Below are 20,995 nucleotides of genomic sequence, written 5' to 3'. Positions count from 1 at the left end.
CCTTCTGAATGACTATGCTTATAGATAAGGAAGAGGTGATCGACTTGTTTAAAGCTGGAGACTTAATCATCTACTCGACCCATGGCGTATGTCGGATCGACGACATTTCGGACAAAACGGTCGCAGGAGAAACGAAATCGTACTATACGCTTCACCCGATCAACAACTCACAGAAATTACAGATCAGTATTCCGGTCGATAATGACAATGTGATGATGTTGACGTTGCTCGAAGCAGACGAAGCATTAGAAATTTTAGAGTCGTTCCGTTCGCCTGGCGTTGAATGGAATCCACATTCGAACAACCGGAATCGGGAATTTTTAAATGTCGTCCATTCAGGAAATCGTCACGACATCGCTCAAGTCGTCAATACACTGAGCCGTCGACACATCGAAGCGCTCCACGCCAACAAGAAGCTATACGAACAAGATCGTAAGATTCTAGAGAACGCCAAAACCATTTTGGTGAAAGAAATCTCACTTGCTCTCAATCGTTCAGAAAGCGACATTGAGCGCAACATATCTGAATACTTACATGAAAGCATGGCGACACTCACACCTTGACCCCTTCCCCGCGGAAGCGGTCTTTTTTTGTTCTGTCACAATAATATACTTATTTTTACAATTATGGGGTATCCTAATAAAAATAACTCAATTGATATAGGGAGGATGTTAGGATGCAACTGCACTCTAGTACGACCCATGTCACCGATACGCATGTTGTCCGGGCCATCGAAAATAATTTAGCCATCATTCGTTTTGATGAAAATCGCCGTGTCGCTTACGTCAATGAGATTTTCGCAAGAACGATGGGCTATGAAGTCAATGAGCTGATGGGACGTCCCCATCGCGACCTTTGCTTGCCTGAGTTTGCGAACAGTCCCCAGTACGAACTGTTTTGGCGGAAACTGATGCAAGGGTTAAGCTATCACGACAAAATCGAACGACGTGCCGCCGATGGCCATAGTATTTGGCTAGAGGCGACTTATATGCCGATTTTCGATGACACGAACCAGCGTGTCATCGGTGTATCTAAGATTGCGGCCGATATCACGTCTCGTCAACAGGATGTCCTCCACATGGCAAATGACCTTCAAGAAACATCGGAGTATTTATCCACTCAGTCTAAGCTAGGAAAGCAGGACGGGGAACATGTGCTAGAGAACGTTAAACAAATCGAAGCCGAATCGATTCAAAATCGGGAGCACTTGCTTGCACTCCAACAAGAGGCAAAGACGATTACAGACATCGTCCGGACGATTCGCGAAATTGCTGCTCAAACCAACCTGCTCGCTCTCAATGCAGCCATCGAGGCGGCACGCGCAGGTGAACATGGACGGGGGTTCAATGTCGTCGCAACGGAAGTACGCAACCTGTCGAATAAAGTATCCCTCTCCATTACGGAAGTGAATACCAACATCGAAGGGATTGTCAAACGCATCGATGACGTGTCGACGAGCATTGGGCGCATCTCTCATAAAGTCCAAGACAGCTCCGGACAACTCGAGCAGACGGTGCGGGAGTTCGAAAAATTAGCCGATTCAGCCGCTACGCTCGAGCAACAGGCGAAGACGTTTCTTAAAATGGTGTAAGCGACCGAATAATGGTCGCTTTTTTCTATTCAAAAAAGCGAGCATACGATTCAAAAAAGCGAGCATACGATTGTATACTCGCCTCATCCTCTTCAGTTGTGGACCATATCTTTTTCTTCTAAACCGAGTGTGACCGCTGTCGATTCATGAATCGTCTTGAATAGGTCAGGATGATCCGAAAGCTTCAAGCCATAAGACGGAACCATCTCTTTGATTTTCTCTTCCCATTCCGGTAACTGTTGCGGGAAGCACTGTTCGAGTACTTTCAACATGACGTGAACGGCAGTCGATGCACCTGGAGAAGCACCGAGAAGTGCCGCGACCGATCCATCTTCCGCGCTGACGACTTCTGTACCGAATTGAAGCGTCCCTTTGCCTTGCGGTGTATCTTTAATGACCTGAACCCGTTGTCCGGCCACGACAATCTCCCAATCTTCATTCTTAGCATTCGGAATGAATTCACGAAGTTCATCCATGCGCTTGTCGTGTGACAAGAGTACCTGCTCGATCAAGTATTTCGTGAGTGGCATCTCTTTTGCCCCTGCCGCAAGCATCGTGATGACGTTGTTCGGTTTGACTGAACGAATCAAATCTAAATTCGAACCTGTTTTCAAGAATTTCGGTGTAAAGCCGGCGAACGGTCCAAACAACAACTCTTTTCGTCCATCGATAAAGCGCGTATCGAGGTGCGGTACCGACATCGGTGGTGCCCCAACTTTCGCCTTCCCGTAGACTTTCGCATGATGTTGCTCGATGACCTCACGATTTTTACAGACGAGGAAGAGCCCACTGACCGGGAACCCACCGATTTGTTTCGACTCCGAGATTCCTGTTTTCTGTAAGAGTGGCAAACTTCCTCCTCCTCCTCCGATGAAGAGGAATGGTGCCGTATGCGTCTCAATTTTGTTCGCAGACAAGTCTTTCACTTTCACTTCCCAAAGACCGTTGTCGAGACGCTTGACGTCCTCGACGCTATGGCCGTAGTTGACCTCGACCCCGTTCGATGTGAGATGGTCAAACAACATACGTGTCAACGCACCAAAGTTCACATCCGTTCCGGAATCAATCTTCGTCGCGGCAATCGGTTCGTCCGATGTCCGTCCGTCCATGATGAGCGGGAACCATTCCCGTAACTGACTCGGATCGTCCGACAAGACCATGCCTTCAAACAGCGGATTCGTTGTGAGCGCTTCCAAACGGCGTTTCAAGAAGTCGACATTCTTCTCCCCTTGGACCATACTCATATGTGGAATCGAGCGAATGAAGGCACCTGGATTTTCAATCAATCCTTGTTTGACGAGGTGCGCCCAAAATTGACGCGAGATTTGGAACTGTTCGTTGACGTTGACCGCTTTGGAAATGTCGATCGTCCCATCCGCGTTCTCCGTTGTATAGTTTAATTCGCACAGTGCGGCGTGTCCCGTACCTGCGTTGTTCCATTCGTTTGAACTTTCTTCCCCTGCTGCATCGAGTTTTTCGAACACTTTGATGTTCCACTCTGGTACGAGCTCTTTAAAGAGTGAACCGAGCGTTGCGCTCATAATGCCTGCCCCAATCAAAATGACGTCTGTTCTCGTTTGCGTACTGCTCATGAAAACCCCATCCTTATCCCCTGAATTTTTTTGTTATACAACCGGAGAATCCCCATTCTTCAATCGTATATTTTATAATCGTTATACCGATTATAACTCTTTTGTGATGAATGATAAGGGTTATGTACAATTTTTTATATTGAAACTTGCAGGTTTGTTCATAACATAAGATACAATGATTTTTTACACAGCAAAGGAGAATCCACTATGCCTACGCTCTATCTGATTCGCCACTGCTCCGCAACCGGTCAAGAACCCGATGCACCTCTGACGGAAGCGGGACACGAGCAAGCACTCCTGCTCAGTGACTTCTTTCGTGAGATTCCAATTGACCGAATCATCTCCAGTGATTACACCCGAGCGGTCGCTTCGGTAACGCCACTCGCCGATACGCATCAGCTCTCAATCGAACGTGAACCGTTACTGCGAGAACGCATCCTGTCCCACGAACCGCTCGAAGACTGGCTGACGCCGTTACGTCAGTCGTTCATCGACCCGACGTTCAAATTGCCTGATGCTGAATCTGGTATGGAGGCGACGAATCGTATCCTACAAGTCGTGGAGCGTGCTCAATCTCAACATGCCGCGACAGTACTCGTGACACACGGCAACTTACTTGCGCTCCTCTTACAACATCTCGACCCACAATATGACTTTGATACATGGCGTAAGATGCGTAATCCAGACGTTTATCGCTTGGATTTCAGTGATGAAGATTCAATTCTCAAACATATTTGGATCAACAAATAAGCCGTCTCACAATGAGACGGCTTTTGTTATTTCTCCACGAAGAACATCGAGATGGCACCGAGACCAACGTGCGTCCCGACCGAAACCCCCATCTGCATGAGGTAAATCTCGCCTGCGAAATCTGTTTCTGCTTCAATCTTCGCTTTTAAGTTTTCGGCAATTCGTTGATCCGATGTGTACCCGATGATCACGAAATTCGTGATGTCCTGATTCACGCGCTTCACGAACTCGTCCGTATAATGCTTCAACACTTTACGTGTGCCACGTTCCTTCGCAACAATCGCACCTTTGCCGTCCTTCATGCTCATAATCGGCTTCACCATGAGTAGCTTTCCGATGATAGCACTCGCATTTGAGATACGTCCGCTCTTGATCAAGTGGTCTAAGTCATCCACGGACAAGAAGTGTTTCACTTTCGTCTTATACGTCTCATTGAAATCGACGAGCTGTTCGAACGTCGCACCCGCTTCACGCATCTGCGCACTCTTCAGCAACAACCAGCCACTACCGTGACTCATCGAACGAGAATCGACGACGTGAATCTTTACAGTCGAGTCAGGATGCGCTTCTTCAAAGTACTCTTTTCCGATTACGGCTGACTGATACGAGCCGCTCGTGCCGCTCGACATACAGATGCATAAAATCTCTTCGTGACCTGAAGCGACCGCATCTTCCATCAACTTCAAGAACGTCGCCGGGCTCGGCATCGCCGTCGTCGGGAATTCCGGGAGCGCTTCCAACATTCCGTAAAAATCATCCGGCTGGATATCCACCCGGTCCTGGTAAGACATATTGTTCATCGTAATGATCAACGGCGCGACCCCGATGTTGTACTGTTCAAGCACTGCATCTGATAAGTCACATGTTGAATCTGCTAGTAATTTAATCATACATTCCTCCAAAACCTTCTCCATAAGTGACGGGAATCATCCTATAACTTCGTCGATTCCGACGTCACGATAGGACCTCCTTTAGTGTAGCAGATTTGGAGGGGGAAATGTTTTTTTACTGGGTTTGATGTGCGACTTGTTTCTCGTGGTGCAAAAGCCATTCTTTTCGCCATAATCCGCCAGCATACCCCGTTAATTTCCCGTTCGATCCGATGACACGATGACATGGAACAACAATGCTCAGCTTGTTGCGACCGTTCGTCGCCCCGACCGCCCGGACAGCCGCAGGTCGTTCTACGCGTTCGGCGAGTTCGCGATAGGAAGCCGTCTCCGCATAAGGGATCGTTTGTAACGCTTTCCATACGTCATGCTGAAACGTTGTACCGGTTTGTTCAGTCGGAAAGGAGAACGTCATCCTCTCCCCTTGAAAATAAGCATCGAGTTCCTCCTTACACTGTCTCAATACATTTGGGATACCTGATTCAGGCGATTGCACCTCTTCTCGTTCGACGAATAGAATCGATTGAATGACCGTTTCTGTCCCAACGATTTCAATCACGCCAATCGGTGTCTCCATGTCTAATTTATACGTCTCCATATAATGACCTCCACAGATAGAATGTCGCGTATCCTTCCCAACCTTCCCAGCGCTCCCCGTATCGCTTCACTTCTTCAATCGTCGGCTTTTCAGGCGTACCTAATTGATGTTGAATCGCTTGATGCAATCCGACATCCGCGATGGGAAAGGCTGATGCGTCCTGAAAACACTTCATCAATACATAGTCTGCCGTCCAGGCTCCGACGCCACGTATGGAAAGTAACCGTTGACGAATGTCAGCTGAAGATTGTGATTGTAGCAACGCTTTCGATAGATTTCCGCTGGTTATTTCCCGTGCAATATCAATGACATACTCGGATTTTCTTCGATTAAACTGAAGCTCGCGCAACGCTTCCGGCTCAAGCAAAGCGATTCGTTCTGCACGTGGGAACGTCCAGTACACCTGATCTCCGATGACTCGCTGATCTCCATATCGTTCGACGAATCGACGTTTGACTGTATAGGCGAAGGATAACGTGATTTGTTGCCCGATGATGGCCCATGTGAGTGCCTCGAACAAATCTGGAAATCCAATCATCCGCAACCCGCGATGCGCTTCGATCAATGGTGCCAACAATTCATCCTTTGCACCCATCGCCTCAAAGGGTGTTAAATCACGATCAAGGTCTAACCAGTCACGTACCTCACGTTCCACGCATTCTTTTTCTGTATCTGAAACGTCATCGACCGGGAACACCACGCGAATGTGGTCTTGCTCTTCTAAAAGTTCGACGAGGATGGGACGCTCCCCAATCAACATCAACTTTTGAATCGCCTCGTCCGTCGTGACATGTAGCACCTCTTGCTCGGACCGACTTAAAAAGACGAGACATTCATTAAAATCAAACGGTTGCGGAACGTCTAGTAACAAATCGTTCATACGTCCCCTCCTTTTCGATACATATTCGGTGTACAACCTTTCACTCGGCGAAAGACTCGGTAAAAGTTCGACGGCGTTTGAAACCCGACCTCATAGCAGACCGTCAAATTGCTCATGGAAGTCGTTCGCAATAAATAAGCCGCCTTGTCGATGCGTAGTCGTTCCAACAGTTGCCTTGGTGTTTCTCCTGTCGCTTGGGTGAACGTTCGCTCCAAATGGAACGGACTCAGCTGGACATGCTCAGCAATCTGTTCAAGACGAATCGGTTGCTTGTAATGTTCCATCAGATATACCGTCACCTGTTTGACGAGCGCGCGGTGTGGGGCATGCTCGACTTCTGGCTGGCATCGCTTGCACGGTCGAAACCCTTTCGCTTCCACCTCTTGTCTTGTCATATAAAAATCGACATTCTCTTTTTTCGGTTTGCGGGAACGACACGATGGTCGACAATAAATTCCCGTCGTCTTCACGGCTGTATAAAATAGTCCATCATACGTCGCGTCACAAGCGAGCACTTTCGTCCATTTTTCTTCAAATGTCAGCATCTCCACACCCCTTTCTTCTTTCACTGTAGCAAAGATAAAAACAATATTTCGTCCTTTTTCTTGCGCTTACAATCCCCTCATTTGAAACGTTTTACAGATTTCAATCGTATCCTATAGTACGATTTAGTTAGAAGACGCTGTCAGTCATATGACAGATAAGGAGAAAACCTCATGCGCACTCGTTTTTCATGGAAACAATTAAAATGGCTCATCCCTATAGCGTTAATCGGATTGATTTTATTCCAGAGCGGACAAGAGTTGAAAAACCTCTCGCTCGCGACCGCCTTCACGACACTGAAACAATTGACCGGTTGGGAACAGTTCACACTCATCCTACTCGGTGGATTCGCCGTCTTGACGATGACCGGATACGATTACTTTTTGCTCCGCTCGTTACACATCCAATTACCGAAGCGAAAAGTCGTCCAAACGGCATGGATCACGAACTCAATGAATGGGATGCTCGGATTCGGTGGAGTGATTGGGATTGCCCTTCGGACATCTCTCTATCGCCCATATACGGACACAAAACGCTTGCTCCGTGCGATCGGTTGGATGACCCCGACACTCATCAGTGGTCTTTCCATCCTTTCCATCGGTGTGCTCTTCGGTATCTTCCCAGCAGGCGGGCTCGTCGGGACGAAACCGTGGATTTGGCCGGTGTTACTCGCGGTGAGTGCGATGCTCCCGTTCTATCTATTTGTCACGTCACGACGATCAAACGTGGGTTGGTCCACCTTGATCGGTTACACGATGACTTCACTTGCGGAATGGGTCACGGCAGGGCTCGTCGCCGTCTATGCGCTATCGTTACTCGACGGGTCAGCTTCGTTCACGCAACTCTTTGGAGTCTTTATCGTCGCCACGGTCGTCGGTGTCGTCTCCCTCGTCCCGGGGGGTGCCGGTACGTTCGATTTACTGTATCTGGTTGGGATGACACAGCTTGGGATTCATCAAGACATCGTTCTCTCATCTTTAATCATCTATCGGTTCGTCTATTTCGTCGTTCCTTTTTTGATTGGTCTCTTTTTGGCTGCCATCGCGTTCGGAGACCAGGTCGTCAAACAAATCGAATATCGGCCAATCATTGGGTCTTCTTATGAAATCGGGACCGTCGTCTGGCGTATCGTTTCACGGACGCTTGCAAAGATTGGGCGCTTAACAGGTAGTCTCATTGCCTTGATGAGCAGTTTGTTGATTTGGTTCCAGACACTTCTCCCGAGTGTGACACCACTCTATGAAGTGAATCGTTGGTTCGAATGGATCGGGACGCTTCTTTTATTGAGTGCTGGATTACTCATGTTCCTTTCCGTCTATGGCATGTATGTGCGGACGAAGCGAACGCTCTGGTTGCTCAACACGGCATTCATCTGGGCTTCAATCGGCGTCATCGCTCGTGGTTTGAACTTATTTGAGACATTCGTCGTCATCGGTTTCGCGACGTTCGTCTGGTTGACGCGTAAACGACACGTCCGATATCGCTCCATTTTAACGACTGGTCGTCTCATTCGAAATCTGTTCTATGTCCTGCTATATGTCGGCTCACACGCCCTGTTGCTACAGTCGTTCGCCGGCACCTATGACTTATTTTTCACATCCCATCAGGCTGGCTGGTTGACGGTGTTACTTCTCCTCTTCACGTCACTCGTCGCAAGTGCACTGCTGCTTCTGTTCGACCGTTGGAAACGCCCGGCGCTCGGAGAAGCATATGATGAAGATCGAATCAGACAGTTCCAAGCAACACAGCACATATCGAGTAGCTTTGACTTGGCCCACATGGCAGATAAGCGTTTCTATATGAATGAGGCTGGAAATGCGTGTCTCTTGTTTGCGACAGCACGGAACCATGCGATTGTCCTTGGTGATATTCAAGGGGAACGACAGGCCGCGACTGCGTTATTGACACGTTTCATCGAGGATGCGGACCGAATTGGATATATTCCTTTATTTTATCAAATCACACCGAATTGGATGCCACGCCTTCATGATGCCGGCTTCACGTTCTTCAAGCTAGGGGAAGAGGCGACGATTGACGTGTCGACCTTCTCGTTGTCGGGTAAGAAGCGTGCGAATATGCGCTCCCTTTACAATCAATTCGAAAAGAAGGGAATCACGTTCGAGATCGTCTGTGAGCCGAGCCTCCTGTTATTAGAGGAGTTAAAAGAGATCTCAGACGAGTGGATTGGAAATCGGAACGAGAAAGGATTCTCTCTCGGTTTCTTCGACTACGAAACGTTGACACGTTATCCAATCGCTCTGTTACGAGATGCGGATGGTGTCGTCGTCGCCTTCATTTCGTTGCTCAGAGGGAATGGAGCCATTTCAATCGATTTGATGCGTTCGAAAAATGATGCGCCGTCCGGAGCAATCGAAGTGCTGATTCTCCATATCATCGAATGGGCACGTGCGGAAGGCTATGAACATGTCGGACTCGGCGTGGCACCACTTGCCGCCGTCGGCGAGCAGACATTCTCCCATTGGCCAGAGCGCGTCGCCGCCGATATTTTCGAAAATATCAGTTACATTTATCCGTTCAGCGGCCTGAGACAGTTTAAACAAAAGTTCAAACCGTCCTGGGAAGGACGGTATCTCGCATTCCGTCAACGTCGTAAATTGTTGCCGTCGATTTTACGAACGGCGCGATTGATTAGTCGGAAACGCTAAAAAACAGGAATTTCTCACGATGAGAAATTCCTGTTTTGCGTATCATCTTATTTCAACGTCACACTCACGTTATCAATCGTGATATCATGCGCACCAAGTGGTGACCCTTCTGTGCGTCCCATCAAGAACTTCAATCCTGTCATATCCGTCACGGGCATCGTCACTTCAAACGTGTACGTGTTCGTTTCCGGTGTGACCGAAACGACTTCGCTCAAGTAGCGATAGTACCCGGCATTCTCTAACGTCACTTCGAACGAACGAGCGACTGTAGAAGATGCATCGAATTGAACGACGTACGTTTGGTCTTGTTGTAACTCAAGACCACCTTGTTCCATAAGGACACTCCATGCTTCGTTCCCTTCTTGCGTAATCGAGATACGTGCCGCCTCATTCACCGCTTCGACAGCAGCCTGTGCGTCAAAGTGTACATAGGAGCCCCAGTTTGTGAGACCTTCTGTGAATGATCCATTTTTAAGTGGAGATGGGTCGATATAAATCGGCGTGACATCGCGCAATTCGACATCATCGATCTCAATCACACCTTTTTCAGAACCGAGAATGAACTGAAGCTGGCTCATGAGGTCCGTTCCGGCTTCCATCGTGAACGGAATTTCATACGTATCGAACGCTTCTGATAGAGCGACACGCTGAAGCGGAAGGTAGGCATCCCCATTCGCACCGTTCAACCCGACTTGAAGACCGTCTATCCGCTCTGCACGTGCTTTGAAGCGAAGAACGTATTCATGTCCTTCTTGCAATTGAATTCCTTGTTGCACCAATGTTGCCGGTGCTCCTTTTTTCTTGTTCGTTTCGAAACGGAAGAGACGCTCTACTGGATCCACTGTTCCTGTCCCTTTCGTGACACCTGGGTCGAACGTCCAATACGTCATGCGATCCATCGCACCTTGGTCGAACGTACCGTTATATACATGGTTTCCGTCTCCAAGCTTCGGTTTTGTCGCATTCGGGTCGAACGCCTCACGAGGTGTCTGCTCGACACGGACGTTCCCGATTTGGACACCAGACGTGCTGAGTCCAACGTTGAACTCAAGACGTGCCGCAAGGTCAGTCTCTTCGGTCATATCAAATGTCATCGAGTACGTTTGAACGTCTGTCGTCAAATCGAATGACCCTTCATCTGAATATTTTGCATAGCCTCGGTCCGGTCCACCGCCAACTTTAACGGCGATCGAACGCGCCGCGTCCGCCTTGGCGTCAAACGTCACTTTATAGTGTCCGCCTTGTCCGAGCGATACGTTTTGAATCAATTGATGCGAGTACGGCTGGCTTCCCGCCTGATCAATCGAAATGTCGGCGAATCGTGACCCTGCCAAATCAATCACATCGACTGAGCCGACACCACCAAAGTCAGGAAGCGCCACATAGTTCCAATACGTCGGGTTGAGCGTCTGTGCACCGTTTGTCACCGTCGTAATCGGTTCTGTATAGTCTTCATCATAGACAAGGTTCCCGTCTTCTAAAGGTTGTTTCGCACCTTCTGGTAACACGACTTCCTCATCCGAGTATGTCGGTTCGACAGCATCGCGATACTTTCCGTTCTTCAAGTCAAAGACGCGGACGTAATCGACTTCCATCTCTGCCGGGAATGGTGTCGTCTCGTCAACGTCCCCATCGAACCATCCACCGACTGCCAAGTTCATAATCAAATAGAAATCTTGGTCGAATGGCGCAGGATAACTATATTTTGAAGCCTTGTTTGCTTCTTTCGCATACCAATCGTTTTGCGTCTGATACAATTGTCCGTCTACATACCAACGAATCTCACCAGGCTCCCACTCGACCGCATATGTATGCCATTTGTCGATGCCGTCACCCTCTGCGAAGTGATAGTCTTTCCCCGTGTATTTGTTGTTTGGCCATGTTTCCCCGTAGTGAATCGTGCCAGCGACTTTATCTGGCTGACTGCCCCATGACTCCATGATGTCGATTTCACCAGATGCGGCCCAACCACCGTAGCGGTCTTCTTCTGGAAGCATCCAAAATGCAGGCCAAAGCCCTTTACCTGTTGGAAGTTTGGCTCTCATTTCATAACGACCATATGTCTTACTGAACGTACCTTTTGTCGTTAACTTCGCCGATGTGTAATCATATGTGCCGAATTGATCCGATGCTTGTTCTTTCTTTGCACGGATGACGAGCTTCCCGTCTTTTACGAAAGCGTTTTCGTTTTTGTCCGTATAAAATTGCTTCTCATTGTTTCCCCAACCGGCAGCGACTGGATTTCCGTCTTTGTCGACAATCCAGTTCCCCGTTTCAAAGTTCCATTTCGAGTGATCGATTTCAGACTTACTAAACTCATCTGACCAGACAAGTTTCCACTTGGCGTCGTCGGCTTTTGAGCTCTTTTCAGCCGGCACCTCTTGTGGCAATGACAGGACAAGACCTGTCCCGAGTGCGAGTGCAACCCATTTCTTCATCATGTGTCCTCCTTCAGGATAAGTGATGGTTATATATCAGCCGTTCTTTTGAAAGCGATTTCCGAAAGCGCTTTCGTTAACACCATTATAAAATTTTATCCATTCCAACTTCAACCACTTTTCGGAAGTGAAATCAAAATGACATAAAAAAGCACCGACTCACGTCGATGCTTCCCACATTTAAGAATCCACTTTCACTGCGGCCTTGTGATTGATTCCTCCCCATTGCCCTCGCATCGCAAACAGCAACGGAATCATCGGTTCATGGTATGGAATGAACTCGTGCTGTCGAATCATCTGCAGAATTGTCGCTTCATCCGCCCATTTCACGGCCTGCACTTCAGATTCTTGTAGCGTCAACTCGTTCAAATCCACTTCCGTTTCAACTAGGTAAATATCGTCAAACCCTTCGTCAAAATTGACCGTCAGATGCGGTCGTGTCTGAGATAGATCAAGCTTGAGCCCAATCTCTTCTTCGAGCTCACGCATCGCGGCTTGCTGGCTTGTATCCCCTACAGTTGCACTTCCTCCGACCGTGATATCCCACATGTTGGCCCAACCATCCTTGAACGGTTGGCGCTGTTGAATCAGCATTTCGCCCTTCTGGTTAAAGATACATACGTGGATGACAAGATGATACTCGTTTTCTGGCAATCGACTTCCTCGTTGCCATGTGCGGCCCGTCTTTTCACGGTCGACCGTATAAACATCCCAAAATTCCATTAGATACTCTCCCTTATGTTGCTGCACTTGATGCCGCTGCTTGATCGGCTTTCGCGCAATCGATGGCTACGACGATGGAGATGAGCAAATGTTCCATCTCCGGTTCTTCGACACGAATCTCGTAACTGTCTCCCCATGAGAACCATTTCTTCTGCACACTTCCGATGGATTGTCCGTTCTTCGTCACGTCAAAATCCATGTCCCACCAATCCCCTTGGACATCAATCCCGGCCGCATCGATCGAATATTTCGGTTTAAAGAATGAAAATTCTTTCGAGATGGTCATCATATCTGTGCCATCCACTTCCACAAAAAACTTTGGCAAGAAACTGAACGTCTTTTTCGTGATTGTTGTGACCGTCTGATCGTTCGTATCTTTGATTTCAAATGACTTTGGAAACTTCATAAAGCTACCTTCGATGAAATATTTGTCATGTCCGTCCGCGTCCTTGATGGTGAAGCGCCCGCGTAAGCTTAACACTTTTTGTTTCATATAGAGCGTGTGCATGATGATCCCTCCGATTTGTTGTAGTCCTTTACGTACGAGTCCAACTTAGAAATCGATTCACTTATCGCGAAACTGTCTCCTTTGATACAAGTTTAAGAACATCCGACAAGTGATTCGCAATATAATCCGCTTCTTTCAATTCCGCTTCTTGCGCAAAATCAAAACGGCAGCCAATCGAAGTCAGTCCGTTCGCTCGCGCAGCCATGATATCCGATAATCGGTCACCTACCACGAAGCCATCCTGTAGCTCATACTTATTCACAATTTCAGCCACCAAATCGCCCTTATCCAACGTGTCGATTTGTTGAATGCTATAAGTTTCTGTGATCCAACGATCCAATTCATAGTGCGTGACGATGGCTTGCAAATAGTCCACCAAACCATTGCTGGCAATGAAAATCGGATGTCCCATCTGCTTCAATTGTTCAAACAGCTCGAGTACCCCCGGATATAATGCTCCATTCCCGTTTTCAATGTTTTTGATGAGTCGTCGTAAGAAATAGACGTCCGTCGCCTCTCTAACCTGTACCCCGTGTTGCGGAAGCAGTGTCTCCCATACGACGGGTAACGGTACGCCCATGATGTTCCGATATTGATCAATCGGTGTCGGCCCATCCCATTCGCCATTTTTTCGTAGGTACTCAAACGTTTCATCCAACGCCAACTCTAAAATCAAATCTGTCCGAAACAATGTTCCGTCCATGTCAAAAATCACTGCGTGTTTCATCTGCTTCCCCCTCGTTGATTGAATCATCGCTTGTCTGTCTATCATACGACTGTTTCGTAAAAAAAGACTACGCAGGAATTCCCACGTAGTCTTAGCGTATACCCTTACTTATTTGATTTTCCCTTTATTCTCCAACAAGTTGAAAATTCGTTTTGCCTGATCCGTATTATCGCTCATACCGACGAACTTCTCTTGTTGTGGCCCGAACGCATATACCGGTACGTCGTCACCTGTGTGACCGTCCGTCGTCCAGCCCGTGCCTGAACGCTGATCGAAGATTTTCTCGATGGCGTTGTCGATTTCGGTCACATCATTCGTCTCAGCCGCTTTCTTCACAGAAGCAATCTCTTCAGATGTTAATTCCAAGTCAATGTTCTCACGTAAGACAGCTTCCACATCCGCTCCACCTTCAATTTCTTTCGCCATGAAGTCTGGTGTACGTTTCGCTGCTTGAATCGGTGTCGGATCCCAGTTGTAGTTCCCATCCGCTCCGATAGAAATACCGCCCGTCGAGTGGTCCGCTGTCACGACGACCAACGTCTCACCGTTCTCTTTGGCGAAGTCACGAACGACCTCGAACGCCTGCTCAAAATCCTTCATTTCACTCATCGCACCGACGACGTCGTTGTCATGTCCAGCCCAGTCGATTTGGCTTCCTTCTACCATGAGGAAGAAACCATCGTCGTTCCCTTTCAAACGGTTAAGCGCTGATGTCGTCATGTCCGCAAGACTCGGTTGCTCCTCGTCACGATCAATCATCTTATCCATGCCAACTTCTGCGAAGAGACCAAGCACTTGCTCGTTATTGTCTTGCTTCATTTCCTCAGCAGACGTGACGTAGCTGTAGCCGTCTTCTTGGAACTGCTTGGCGATATTTCGGTCCGAGCGTTCGAAGAATTTCGTTCCGCCTCCGAGCATGACGTCTACTTTATGTTCTCCATTAATCAAGTCATCATAATAATCGTTAGCGATGGCATTTTCACTCTTACGCTGCTCTTCATGTGCCCCGTAAGATGCCGGCGTCGCATGCGTGATTTCTGACGTGGCGACAAGTCCTGTCGACATGCCGTTCTCTTTCGCTTGTTCGAGTACCGTTTTCACGTCTGTTTTGTCGTTATCGACGGCAATTGCGTTGTTATACGTCTTGACACCAGAACTCATCGCCGTCGCTGCGGCTGCCGAATCTGTCACGTTCTCCGCGTCGTCTTCAGGATATGTCGATTGCATACCCACCAAATGTGAATCGAAGGCCGTCGGCTCCATCTCCACCGTCTCTTCATTGTCGTTCATGTAACGAAGCGCTGTCGTATAAGGCACGCCCATCCCGTCCCCGATCATAAAGATGACGTTTTTCGCCTTATGATTCTTTGAATCTTTCGCGGCTTCTGCTTCATTTTGTTGCTGAACGCCAACGATTCCCCCAAGTGCAAGCGTCGAAACGACCGCGAGTGGAACGAACTTCTTCATTGTCTTTTTCATCTGTAAACCCTCCCGAATGTTTGCTACTTCTGTAGCGTAACGGACGATTGTAAAGATATATTTTCAGAACGAATACAGGTGTGTATGGTTTTTGTAAATAGAGAAAGGACGCCTCATTGAGACGTCCTTGCATCCATTAACCGTTCTTCATACTAAATTCATCCGCAAGGGTGAAGGACACGTCCTTCACTTCTAGTCCGCTCAATGCGAAATAGAGTTGGAGATAATTATGCTGGTTCAAGAAGAAGACCTGCTTCGTCTGCGTCACCCATTCCCCGTCCGTCCCGTTAAACGTGAACGTCGCACCCGGGATATTGTTCGCAAACAACGTCACCGGCATCTGCGCCAACTCTCCAGCGTTCGAACGGGCCGTCAACGTGATGTCATACGTCCCCGTTTGGTCGACAGAGATAGCGAAGACATGTGTATTCCCGGTCGAGGTATCAATTCCTGACAAATCGACGTGTTCCCCGTTCTCGAGATGTTGATAGTCCAACTCGAAGGCATCCTGTTGGTTCGTCTCATCTTCAAAACCGAGCACCTCGACCGAACCATCATGAATTCCGAGAAGACGCTCCATCGCCGGTGATTTCAAGATGAATGAACAAATGTTCCGCGCGCTCCGCAACAACTCACCCCGCGTGACAACACCCTCTTCGAGCGATGCCATGGTATTGTCCTCGAATGAGTTGAGGTCCGGTCGGTCAACGACCATGTATAAGTCGTTTTGTGAGCGAACCATCGCCGCCGTATTTTGACGGTTGGCCGATTCATCCTCACGGAAGTTCACTTTTGCCCACCAGTCCGTCATGACGATGCCTTCAAAGCCCCACTCGTCACGTAAGATACGCGTATTTTGATCGTATAATCCTGCCGTCCAGATCCCGTTGACCGCACCATATGTCGTCATGATTGACGATGCGCGTCCTTCTTTCACCGCCATCTCGAACCCTTTCAAATAAATCTCGCGTAACGCCCGCTCCGAGACGACCGAATCGATATCGTGACGATGCGCCTCTTGGTTATTGGCACTGAAGTGCTTGAGTGTTCCCGTCACCCCGACACGATGCATGCCGTTCAGTTGAGCGACCGCCATCTTTCCAGTCAAATGCGGATCTTCTGAGAAATACTCAAAGTTTCGACCATTCAACGGATTTCGATGAATGTTCATCCCTGGTCCGAGCAACGTATCGACCCGGTTTTTACGCATCTCAAGCCCAGTCATCTCAAACAAGTCTTCGACGAGGTCGACGTTAAACGTGGAAGCCAAAAGCGTCCCGTTCGGAAGCGCGAACGCCTTCGTCCCGATATCCATACGAATGCCTGACGGACCGTCGGCACAACATGCCGCTGGAATCTCAAGTTCGTTCAATCGATCGGATACGCCACCAAACGCAGCTGCCGTCCCCGGTGTGACACGTGGTGAGTTCATCCCTTGTCCGCGGACAATCGTAGCCAAATCCTCATCCGTCAATTGATCCAAGAATGCGTCGAGCGACGCCTTTCCATGGTACACATCACTCAATTTGATGCCTTGGTCATCTGTGAACGGTCGCGTCTCAGGACGTTCTTCCAAATAACGTGTCTCAACATCAACGGCACGAAGCGGTGTCGATTCGTAGACCACTTCAATCCCTTGTTCTCCTTGGATTGGTTTCATCCGTTCAAACGGGAGGACGGGCGCCATGTTTTCACTTAACGTCTCGAGGACACGTTGCTCCTGTTGCTCGACTTCGAGAGCGAGTGAAGCCGAACGCACATCCGTTCCGACGTATAACCGATACGTTCCTGCCTCTAGGACGAAGCTCGATTCATGACCCGTCACGCCTGAGTCGTCATAGCTCGCAAAGTCAGTCATGTGAACGTTGAAAGAAAGGGTTTGGCGCTCGCTTGGTTCAAGGAGCAATGTTTTCTCAAACGCCACCAATGACCGGAGCGGGTTCCCAAGCTTCCCTTGCGGTTTCTCGACATAGAGCTGAACGACTTCTTTCCCGTCACAGTCACCCGTGTTCGTCACCTCCACATCAACCGTTAGGATGCCATCGACTTCCTTAGTCTGTTTGACCTCCGTTTTGAACGTCGTGTAAGACAGACCGAAACCGAATGGGTATAAAACATCATCCTTCGCGAACGTCTCGAAGTAGCGATAACCGACATAGATGTCTTCTTGATAAATGCCTTTGTCTGCATGACCGAAGTTCTTCGTCGACGGATAATCCTCAATCGAGCGAGCAATCGTATCCGTCAGTTTCCCGGAAGGACTTACATCTCCGACGAGAACGTCGACGAGTCCTTTCCCACCTTCCATCCCGCCTTGCCATGCATAAAGGATCGCACTCGGCTCATTTGCCCATTTCATGTCGATGATGTTCCCGACATTTAAGACGACGACCGTTTTGTTGAAGCGTTTCGTGACGCGCTCAATCATCGCATGTTCGATATCCGTCAATAAGTAACTGCCTGGGTCAGCCGTGTTGTCACGATCTTCTCCTGCCGTGCGTCCAATCATGATAAGCGCAACATCCGATTCCTGTGCCGCCTGTTCGACGAGTTCGTCCGTTACGTCCATCTCCTGTTGCGACCACGGTTCACCTGCCCAACCGACACCTTGGTCGAACGGATTCTCTTTCACCCATTCTTCATACGTTGTATAAAGTGACTCATTGATATGAATGTCCGTGCGTTCACGTAACGCCTCGAGCGGTGTCGTGACGTGACCGACGTTTACCATCCCACCTGAGCCCGTACCGCTCTTATAGTAATGGAACTGGCTACGTCCAAATACGGCGAGCTTCGTTCCAGACTGTAATGGGAGCGTCTTATGTTCGTTTTTGACTAACACGACGCCTTCCGCGACCGCTTGACGTGCCAATTCCTCATAACGTTTCCAATCCAATGTATACTGTTTCATTTCGTCAGCTCCTTTAATCCTTTTGCGATTTCATTCATACAATCTTCTGCCTGTGGGTAGTCTCCTAATTTGTCCATGAAGGCATGATCCATACCCCGATATTGAATGAGTCGAGTCGGAATACCCGCTTCTGAAAGTTTTCGGGCATATGCCTCCCCTTCAAGTCGTAAGTAATCGTACTCAGCCGTCACAATCAAGGCTGGCGGTAAAGTCGTGACGTCTTCTGCCAAAAGCGGTGAGACGAGCGGATGCGTGACATCCGCCTTTCCTTGAAGATAGAGGTCATTTAATAGCGAATCCGGGTCGGCGAGCGCGAGCACGACACCTCGAATCAGGTCGTGATGATTCGAAATATCATACGCATCGAGCGTCCATTCAAAATCATCTGTCGGAATCGATCCCAGATTGACGACGGGATAGACGAGCGCTTGATAACGAATGCGCGCTTTCCCGCGCTCTTGCTCCATCAGACAGCAAGCGGTCGCCAAGTTGCCACCGGCACTGTCACCGGCGACGCCGATTCGATTTTTCAGGATGTTCAACTCACTCGCATTGTCATACACCCATTCAAAGGCGCGGTAACAATCGTTCAATCCGGCCGGGAACGGATGCTCCGGGGCGAGACGATAATCGACAGAGATGACGACCGCGTTCGCCCGTTCCGCCAGCAACTTACATGGATTCTCGACTGTCTCGAGCGTCCCTCCGAAGAAGCCGCCCCCGTGGAAAAAGAGAATCGCTGGGACTGATTCGGTATGATGCGGGCGATACAGACGGGCCGGGATGTTTCCGTCTACACTTGGAATCTTTACATATTCGGTTTTGATAGCAGTCGTCGTCTGATCCCGGTTCGGCCAGCCCATGCTGGCACGTGCCACAGCGAGATTGAATTCGCCATCCGGTTCGTCACCTGAATGATTCGTGGTCAGTGTCGCAAACACGCGTGGATCGAGGTCGCCGGTACGATCTGAATCTGGAATCGGTTTGATGATGGTTTCGAGATGATTCGCTCTCGTAAGTTGTTGATGTTGATTCAGACGATCAATGAGATGTTCATAACTGTGTCCCACTATGTAAACTCCTTTCAATCAACCTTTGATATAGTCTATTTTTATGTGACATTCGCTTTCATACCGTCTTTCGGTCTATAATGGACTGTATTGCAAATAGACATTGAAATTTTCTGAAGCAGAAGTTTTCACGAAAGAATGAGGTTACCCATGAACAAACAGCAATTTACGGACTATCGCCTGAGCGACGAGATTACTCGTGCGTTAGGCATTATGAAATACGAATCACCGACCGAAGTACAACAACAGGTCATCCCACGTGCGCTCGAGCGCGAAGACTTAATCGTCAAAGCACAGACGGGAAGCGGAAAGACAGCTGCTTTCGGGATTCCGGTCATCGAGCTCATCGACTGGGCCGAAAACAAACCGCAAGTGCTCGTCTTGACACCGACACGAGAACTCGCCGTTCAAGTTCGAGAAGACATGACGAACATCGGACGTTTCAAACGAATCAAAGCGACTGCCGTCTACGGGAAAGAACCGTTCTCGAAACAGCGTGAAGAATTGAAACAAAAGACACATATCGTTGTCGGTACACCTGGTCGCATCATGGATCACATCGAGCGCGAGACCCTCTCACTCGACCGCATCGAATACTTGATCATCGATGAAGCGGATGAGATGCTCAACCGCGGATTCCTCGCTGACGTCGAGAAGATTCTTCAACAGTTGCCAAACGAGCGCGTGACGATGGTCTTCTCAGCGACATTCCCACAAGATATCGAACGTCTCTGCCAAAAGCATATGAATGCTCCGGCACGTGTCGCCATCGAGTCGACTGGCATGACCGCTTCAACAATCGAACACCGCCTACTTCCGGTTCACCGGAACGAGAAGTTAGCTGTGCTTCAAGACATCACGGTCGTCGAGAACCCGGACAGCTGTATGATTTTCTGTCGGACGAAAGAGAACGTCGACACGGTGTACGCCGAGCTCGACAAAGCCGGCTATTCAGCTGAACGCCTCCATGGTGGACTTGAACAAGAAGACCGTTTCGCCGTCATGAACGGCTTCAAGATGGGCAATTTCCGTTACCTCGTCGCGACAGACGTCGCAGCGCGTGGAATCGATGTAGACAACGTCGAACTCGTCATCAACTATGACGTTCCTGTCGAAAAGGAAAGTTACGTACACCGTACGGGTCGTACGGGACGGGCCGGCAAACAAGGAACGGCGATCACGCTCATGACTCGTCAGGAAGAACGCCTCATCGGAGCCATCGAATCATACGTTCAATTCGAGATTCCGATGATTGATGCTCCGACTGAAGCAGAAGTAGCAGCTAATCAAGATGCCTTTGAGCAAAAGTTGAGCGGACGACGCGTCGTTCGAAACAACAAGACGGCTCGCATCAACCAGGACATCATGAAGCTCCACTTCAGTGGCGGGAAGAAGAAAAAACTTCGCGCTGTCGACTTCGTTGGAACGATTGCCAAAATTCCTGGCGTATCCGCTGATGACATCGGCATCATCACAATCAATGACCAGATGACGTATGTCGATATCCTCAACGGAAAAGGCTCAATCGTCCTTCAAGCGATGGAGACAACGCCTGTCAAAGGGAAAAAACTTAAAGTGAGCAAAGCTCGTAAATAATCATGTGTAAGGACCTTAAAGTCGATATGACTC

The 20,995-nt window shown here is 48.9% G+C and carries 17 protein-coding genes; 5 read left to right on the top strand and 12 right to left on the bottom strand.

Annotated features, from left to right (window positions below; all coding sequences use genetic code 11):
* Positions 1 to 35 precede the first annotated feature (35 nt).
* Positions 36 to 563, top strand: coding sequence for a CarD family transcriptional regulator (locus tag KNO85_RS10935; RefSeq protein WP_260569981.1), 528 nt, complete (start codon positions 36 to 38; stop codon positions 561 to 563).
* 113 nt (positions 564 to 676) lie between these two features.
* Positions 677 to 1,591 carry a methyl-accepting chemotaxis protein gene (locus KNO85_RS10930; protein WP_214790028.1) on the top strand — a complete coding sequence of 305 codons (915 nt, stop codon included), beginning with the start codon at positions 677 to 679 and terminating at the stop codon, positions 1,589 to 1,591.
* Positions 1,592 to 1,683: 92 nt separating this feature from the next.
* Here KNO85_RS10930 and KNO85_RS10925 read toward each other — a convergent pair whose 3' ends face one another.
* Entirely contained in the window at positions 1,684 to 3,183 is a 1,500-nt protein-coding gene (locus tag KNO85_RS10925; RefSeq protein WP_214790026.1) for a malate:quinone oxidoreductase, read from the bottom strand.
* 207 nt (positions 3,184 to 3,390) lie between these two features.
* Between KNO85_RS10925 and KNO85_RS10920 the strand changes: the two genes are divergently transcribed.
* Positions 3,391 to 3,933, top strand: coding sequence for a histidine phosphatase family protein (locus KNO85_RS10920; RefSeq protein WP_214790024.1), 543 nt, complete (start codon positions 3,391 to 3,393; stop codon positions 3,931 to 3,933).
* A gap of 26 nt (positions 3,934 to 3,959) precedes the next feature.
* Here KNO85_RS10920 and KNO85_RS10915 read toward each other — a convergent pair whose 3' ends face one another.
* The 4 genes from KNO85_RS10915 to KNO85_RS10900 form a co-directional block, all read right to left on the bottom strand.
* Positions 3,960 to 4,823: a DegV family protein gene (locus KNO85_RS10915; RefSeq protein WP_214790022.1), complete on the bottom strand. Its 864-nt coding sequence runs from the start codon at positions 4,821 to 4,823 to the stop codon at positions 3,960 to 3,962.
* Positions 4,824 to 4,938: 115 nt separating this feature from the next.
* Positions 4,939 to 5,421, bottom strand: coding sequence for a methylated-DNA--[protein]-cysteine S-methyltransferase (locus tag KNO85_RS10910; RefSeq protein WP_214790020.1), 483 nt, complete (start codon positions 5,419 to 5,421; stop codon positions 4,939 to 4,941).
* On the bottom strand, positions 5,408 to 6,301 hold the full coding sequence (locus KNO85_RS10905; protein WP_214790018.1) for a DNA-3-methyladenine glycosylase family protein: 894 nt from the start codon (positions 6,299 to 6,301) through the stop codon (positions 5,408 to 5,410). Before KNO85_RS10905 ends, KNO85_RS10910 begins: the two co-directional genes overlap by 14 nt.
* Positions 6,298 to 6,846 carry a bifunctional transcriptional activator/DNA repair enzyme AdaA gene (locus KNO85_RS10900; RefSeq protein WP_214790016.1) on the bottom strand — a complete coding sequence of 183 codons (549 nt, stop codon included), beginning with the start codon at positions 6,844 to 6,846 and terminating at the stop codon, positions 6,298 to 6,300. Before KNO85_RS10900 ends, KNO85_RS10905 begins: the two co-directional genes overlap by 4 nt.
* Before the next feature lie 171 nt (positions 6,847 to 7,017).
* Between KNO85_RS10900 and mprF the strand changes: the two genes are divergently transcribed.
* Positions 7,018 to 9,510 (top strand): bifunctional lysylphosphatidylglycerol flippase/synthetase MprF, encoded by a 2,493-nt coding sequence (gene mprF / locus KNO85_RS10895; protein ID WP_214790014.1) that lies wholly within the window; start codon positions 7,018 to 7,020, stop codon positions 9,508 to 9,510.
* Positions 9,511 to 9,557: 47 nt separating this feature from the next.
* Here the strand turns inward: mprF and KNO85_RS10890 are convergent, their stop codons facing one another.
* The 7 genes from KNO85_RS10890 to KNO85_RS10860 form a co-directional block, all read right to left on the bottom strand.
* Positions 9,558 to 11,948, bottom strand: a complete 2,391-nt coding sequence (locus tag KNO85_RS10890) for a carbohydrate binding domain-containing protein (protein ID WP_214790012.1) — start codon at positions 11,946 to 11,948, stop codon at positions 9,558 to 9,560.
* A 180-nt stretch (positions 11,949 to 12,128) separates the two neighbouring features.
* On the bottom strand, positions 12,129 to 12,671 hold the full coding sequence (locus tag KNO85_RS10885) for an NUDIX hydrolase (RefSeq protein ID WP_214790010.1): 543 nt from the start codon (positions 12,669 to 12,671) through the stop codon (positions 12,129 to 12,131).
* A gap of 13 nt (positions 12,672 to 12,684) precedes the next feature.
* The gene (locus tag KNO85_RS10880; RefSeq protein WP_214790009.1) at positions 12,685 to 13,179 is read right to left on the bottom strand and encodes an LURP-one-related/scramblase family protein; all 495 of its coding nucleotides are present in this window, start codon (positions 13,177 to 13,179) and stop codon (positions 12,685 to 12,687) included.
* Between the two features lie 61 nt (positions 13,180 to 13,240).
* Positions 13,241 to 13,906, bottom strand: a complete 666-nt coding sequence (locus KNO85_RS10875; RefSeq protein WP_214790007.1) for an HAD family hydrolase — start codon at positions 13,904 to 13,906, stop codon at positions 13,241 to 13,243.
* Between the two features lie 108 nt (positions 13,907 to 14,014).
* Entirely contained in the window at positions 14,015 to 15,385 is a 1,371-nt protein-coding gene (locus KNO85_RS10870) for an alkaline phosphatase (protein WP_214790005.1), read from the bottom strand.
* Positions 15,386 to 15,521: 136 nt separating this feature from the next.
* Positions 15,522 to 18,296 carry a glycoside hydrolase family 3 protein gene (locus KNO85_RS10865; protein ID WP_214790003.1) on the bottom strand — a complete coding sequence of 925 codons (2,775 nt, stop codon included), beginning with the start codon at positions 18,294 to 18,296 and terminating at the stop codon, positions 15,522 to 15,524.
* Entirely contained in the window at positions 18,293 to 19,366 is a 1,074-nt protein-coding gene (locus tag KNO85_RS10860) for an alpha/beta hydrolase (protein WP_214790001.1), read from the bottom strand. Before KNO85_RS10860 ends, KNO85_RS10865 begins: the two co-directional genes overlap by 4 nt.
* Positions 19,367 to 19,516: 150 nt before the next feature.
* Here KNO85_RS10860 and KNO85_RS10855 point away from each other — a divergent pair, with 150 nt between their 5' ends.
* The gene (locus KNO85_RS10855) at positions 19,517 to 20,962 is read left to right on the top strand and encodes a DEAD/DEAH box helicase (RefSeq protein WP_214789999.1); all 1,446 of its coding nucleotides are present in this window, start codon (positions 19,517 to 19,519) and stop codon (positions 20,960 to 20,962) included.
* Positions 20,963 to 20,995: the final 33 nt, after the last annotated feature.

This window comes from Exiguobacterium sp. s124, assembly GCF_018617485.1.
Taxonomy (GTDB): Bacteria; Bacillota; Bacilli; order Exiguobacteriales; family Exiguobacteriaceae; genus Exiguobacterium; species Exiguobacterium aestuarii.
This window is presented reverse-complemented; position numbering and strand designations above follow the sequence as displayed.

Coding starts and splice junctions, on each gene's coding strand:
- KNO85_RS10930 (WP_214790028.1), top strand. CDS start 677: ATGCAACTGCACTCTAGTACGACCCATGTCACCGATACGCATGTTGTC.
- mprF (WP_214790014.1), top strand. CDS start 7,018: ATGCGCACTCGTTTTTCATGGAAACAATTAAAATGGCTCATCCCTATA.
- KNO85_RS10915 (WP_214790022.1), bottom strand. CDS start 4,823: ATGATTAAATTACTAGCAGATTCAACATGTGACTTATCAGATGCAGTG.
- KNO85_RS10885 (WP_214790010.1), bottom strand. CDS start 12,671: ATGGAATTTTGGGATGTTTATACGGTCGACCGTGAAAAGACGGGCCGC.
- KNO85_RS10865 (WP_214790003.1), bottom strand. CDS start 18,296: ATGAAACAGTATACATTGGATTGGAAACGTTATGAGGAATTGGCACGT.
- KNO85_RS10890 (WP_214790012.1), bottom strand. CDS start 11,948: ATGAAGAAATGGGTTGCACTCGCACTCGGGACAGGTCTTGTCCTGTCA.
- KNO85_RS10855 (WP_214789999.1), top strand. CDS start 19,517: ATGAACAAACAGCAATTTACGGACTATCGCCTGAGCGACGAGATTACT.
- KNO85_RS10880 (WP_214790009.1), bottom strand. CDS start 13,179: ATGCACACGCTCTATATGAAACAAAAAGTGTTAAGCTTACGCGGGCGC.
- KNO85_RS10870 (WP_214790005.1), bottom strand. CDS start 15,385: ATGAAAAAGACAATGAAGAAGTTCGTTCCACTCGCGGTCGTTTCGACG.
- KNO85_RS10905 (WP_214790018.1), bottom strand. CDS start 6,301: ATGAACGATTTGTTACTAGACGTTCCGCAACCGTTTGATTTTAATGAA.
- KNO85_RS10920 (WP_214790024.1), top strand. CDS start 3,391: ATGCCTACGCTCTATCTGATTCGCCACTGCTCCGCAACCGGTCAAGAA.
- KNO85_RS10875 (WP_214790007.1), bottom strand. CDS start 13,906: ATGAAACACGCAGTGATTTTTGACATGGACGGAACATTGTTTCGGACA.
- KNO85_RS10925 (WP_214790026.1), bottom strand. CDS start 3,183: ATGAGCAGTACGCAAACGAGAACAGACGTCATTTTGATTGGGGCAGGC.
- KNO85_RS10910 (WP_214790020.1), bottom strand. CDS start 5,421: ATGGAGACGTATAAATTAGACATGGAGACACCGATTGGCGTGATTGAA.
- KNO85_RS10900 (WP_214790016.1), bottom strand. CDS start 6,846: ATGCTGACATTTGAAGAAAAATGGACGAAAGTGCTCGCTTGTGACGCG.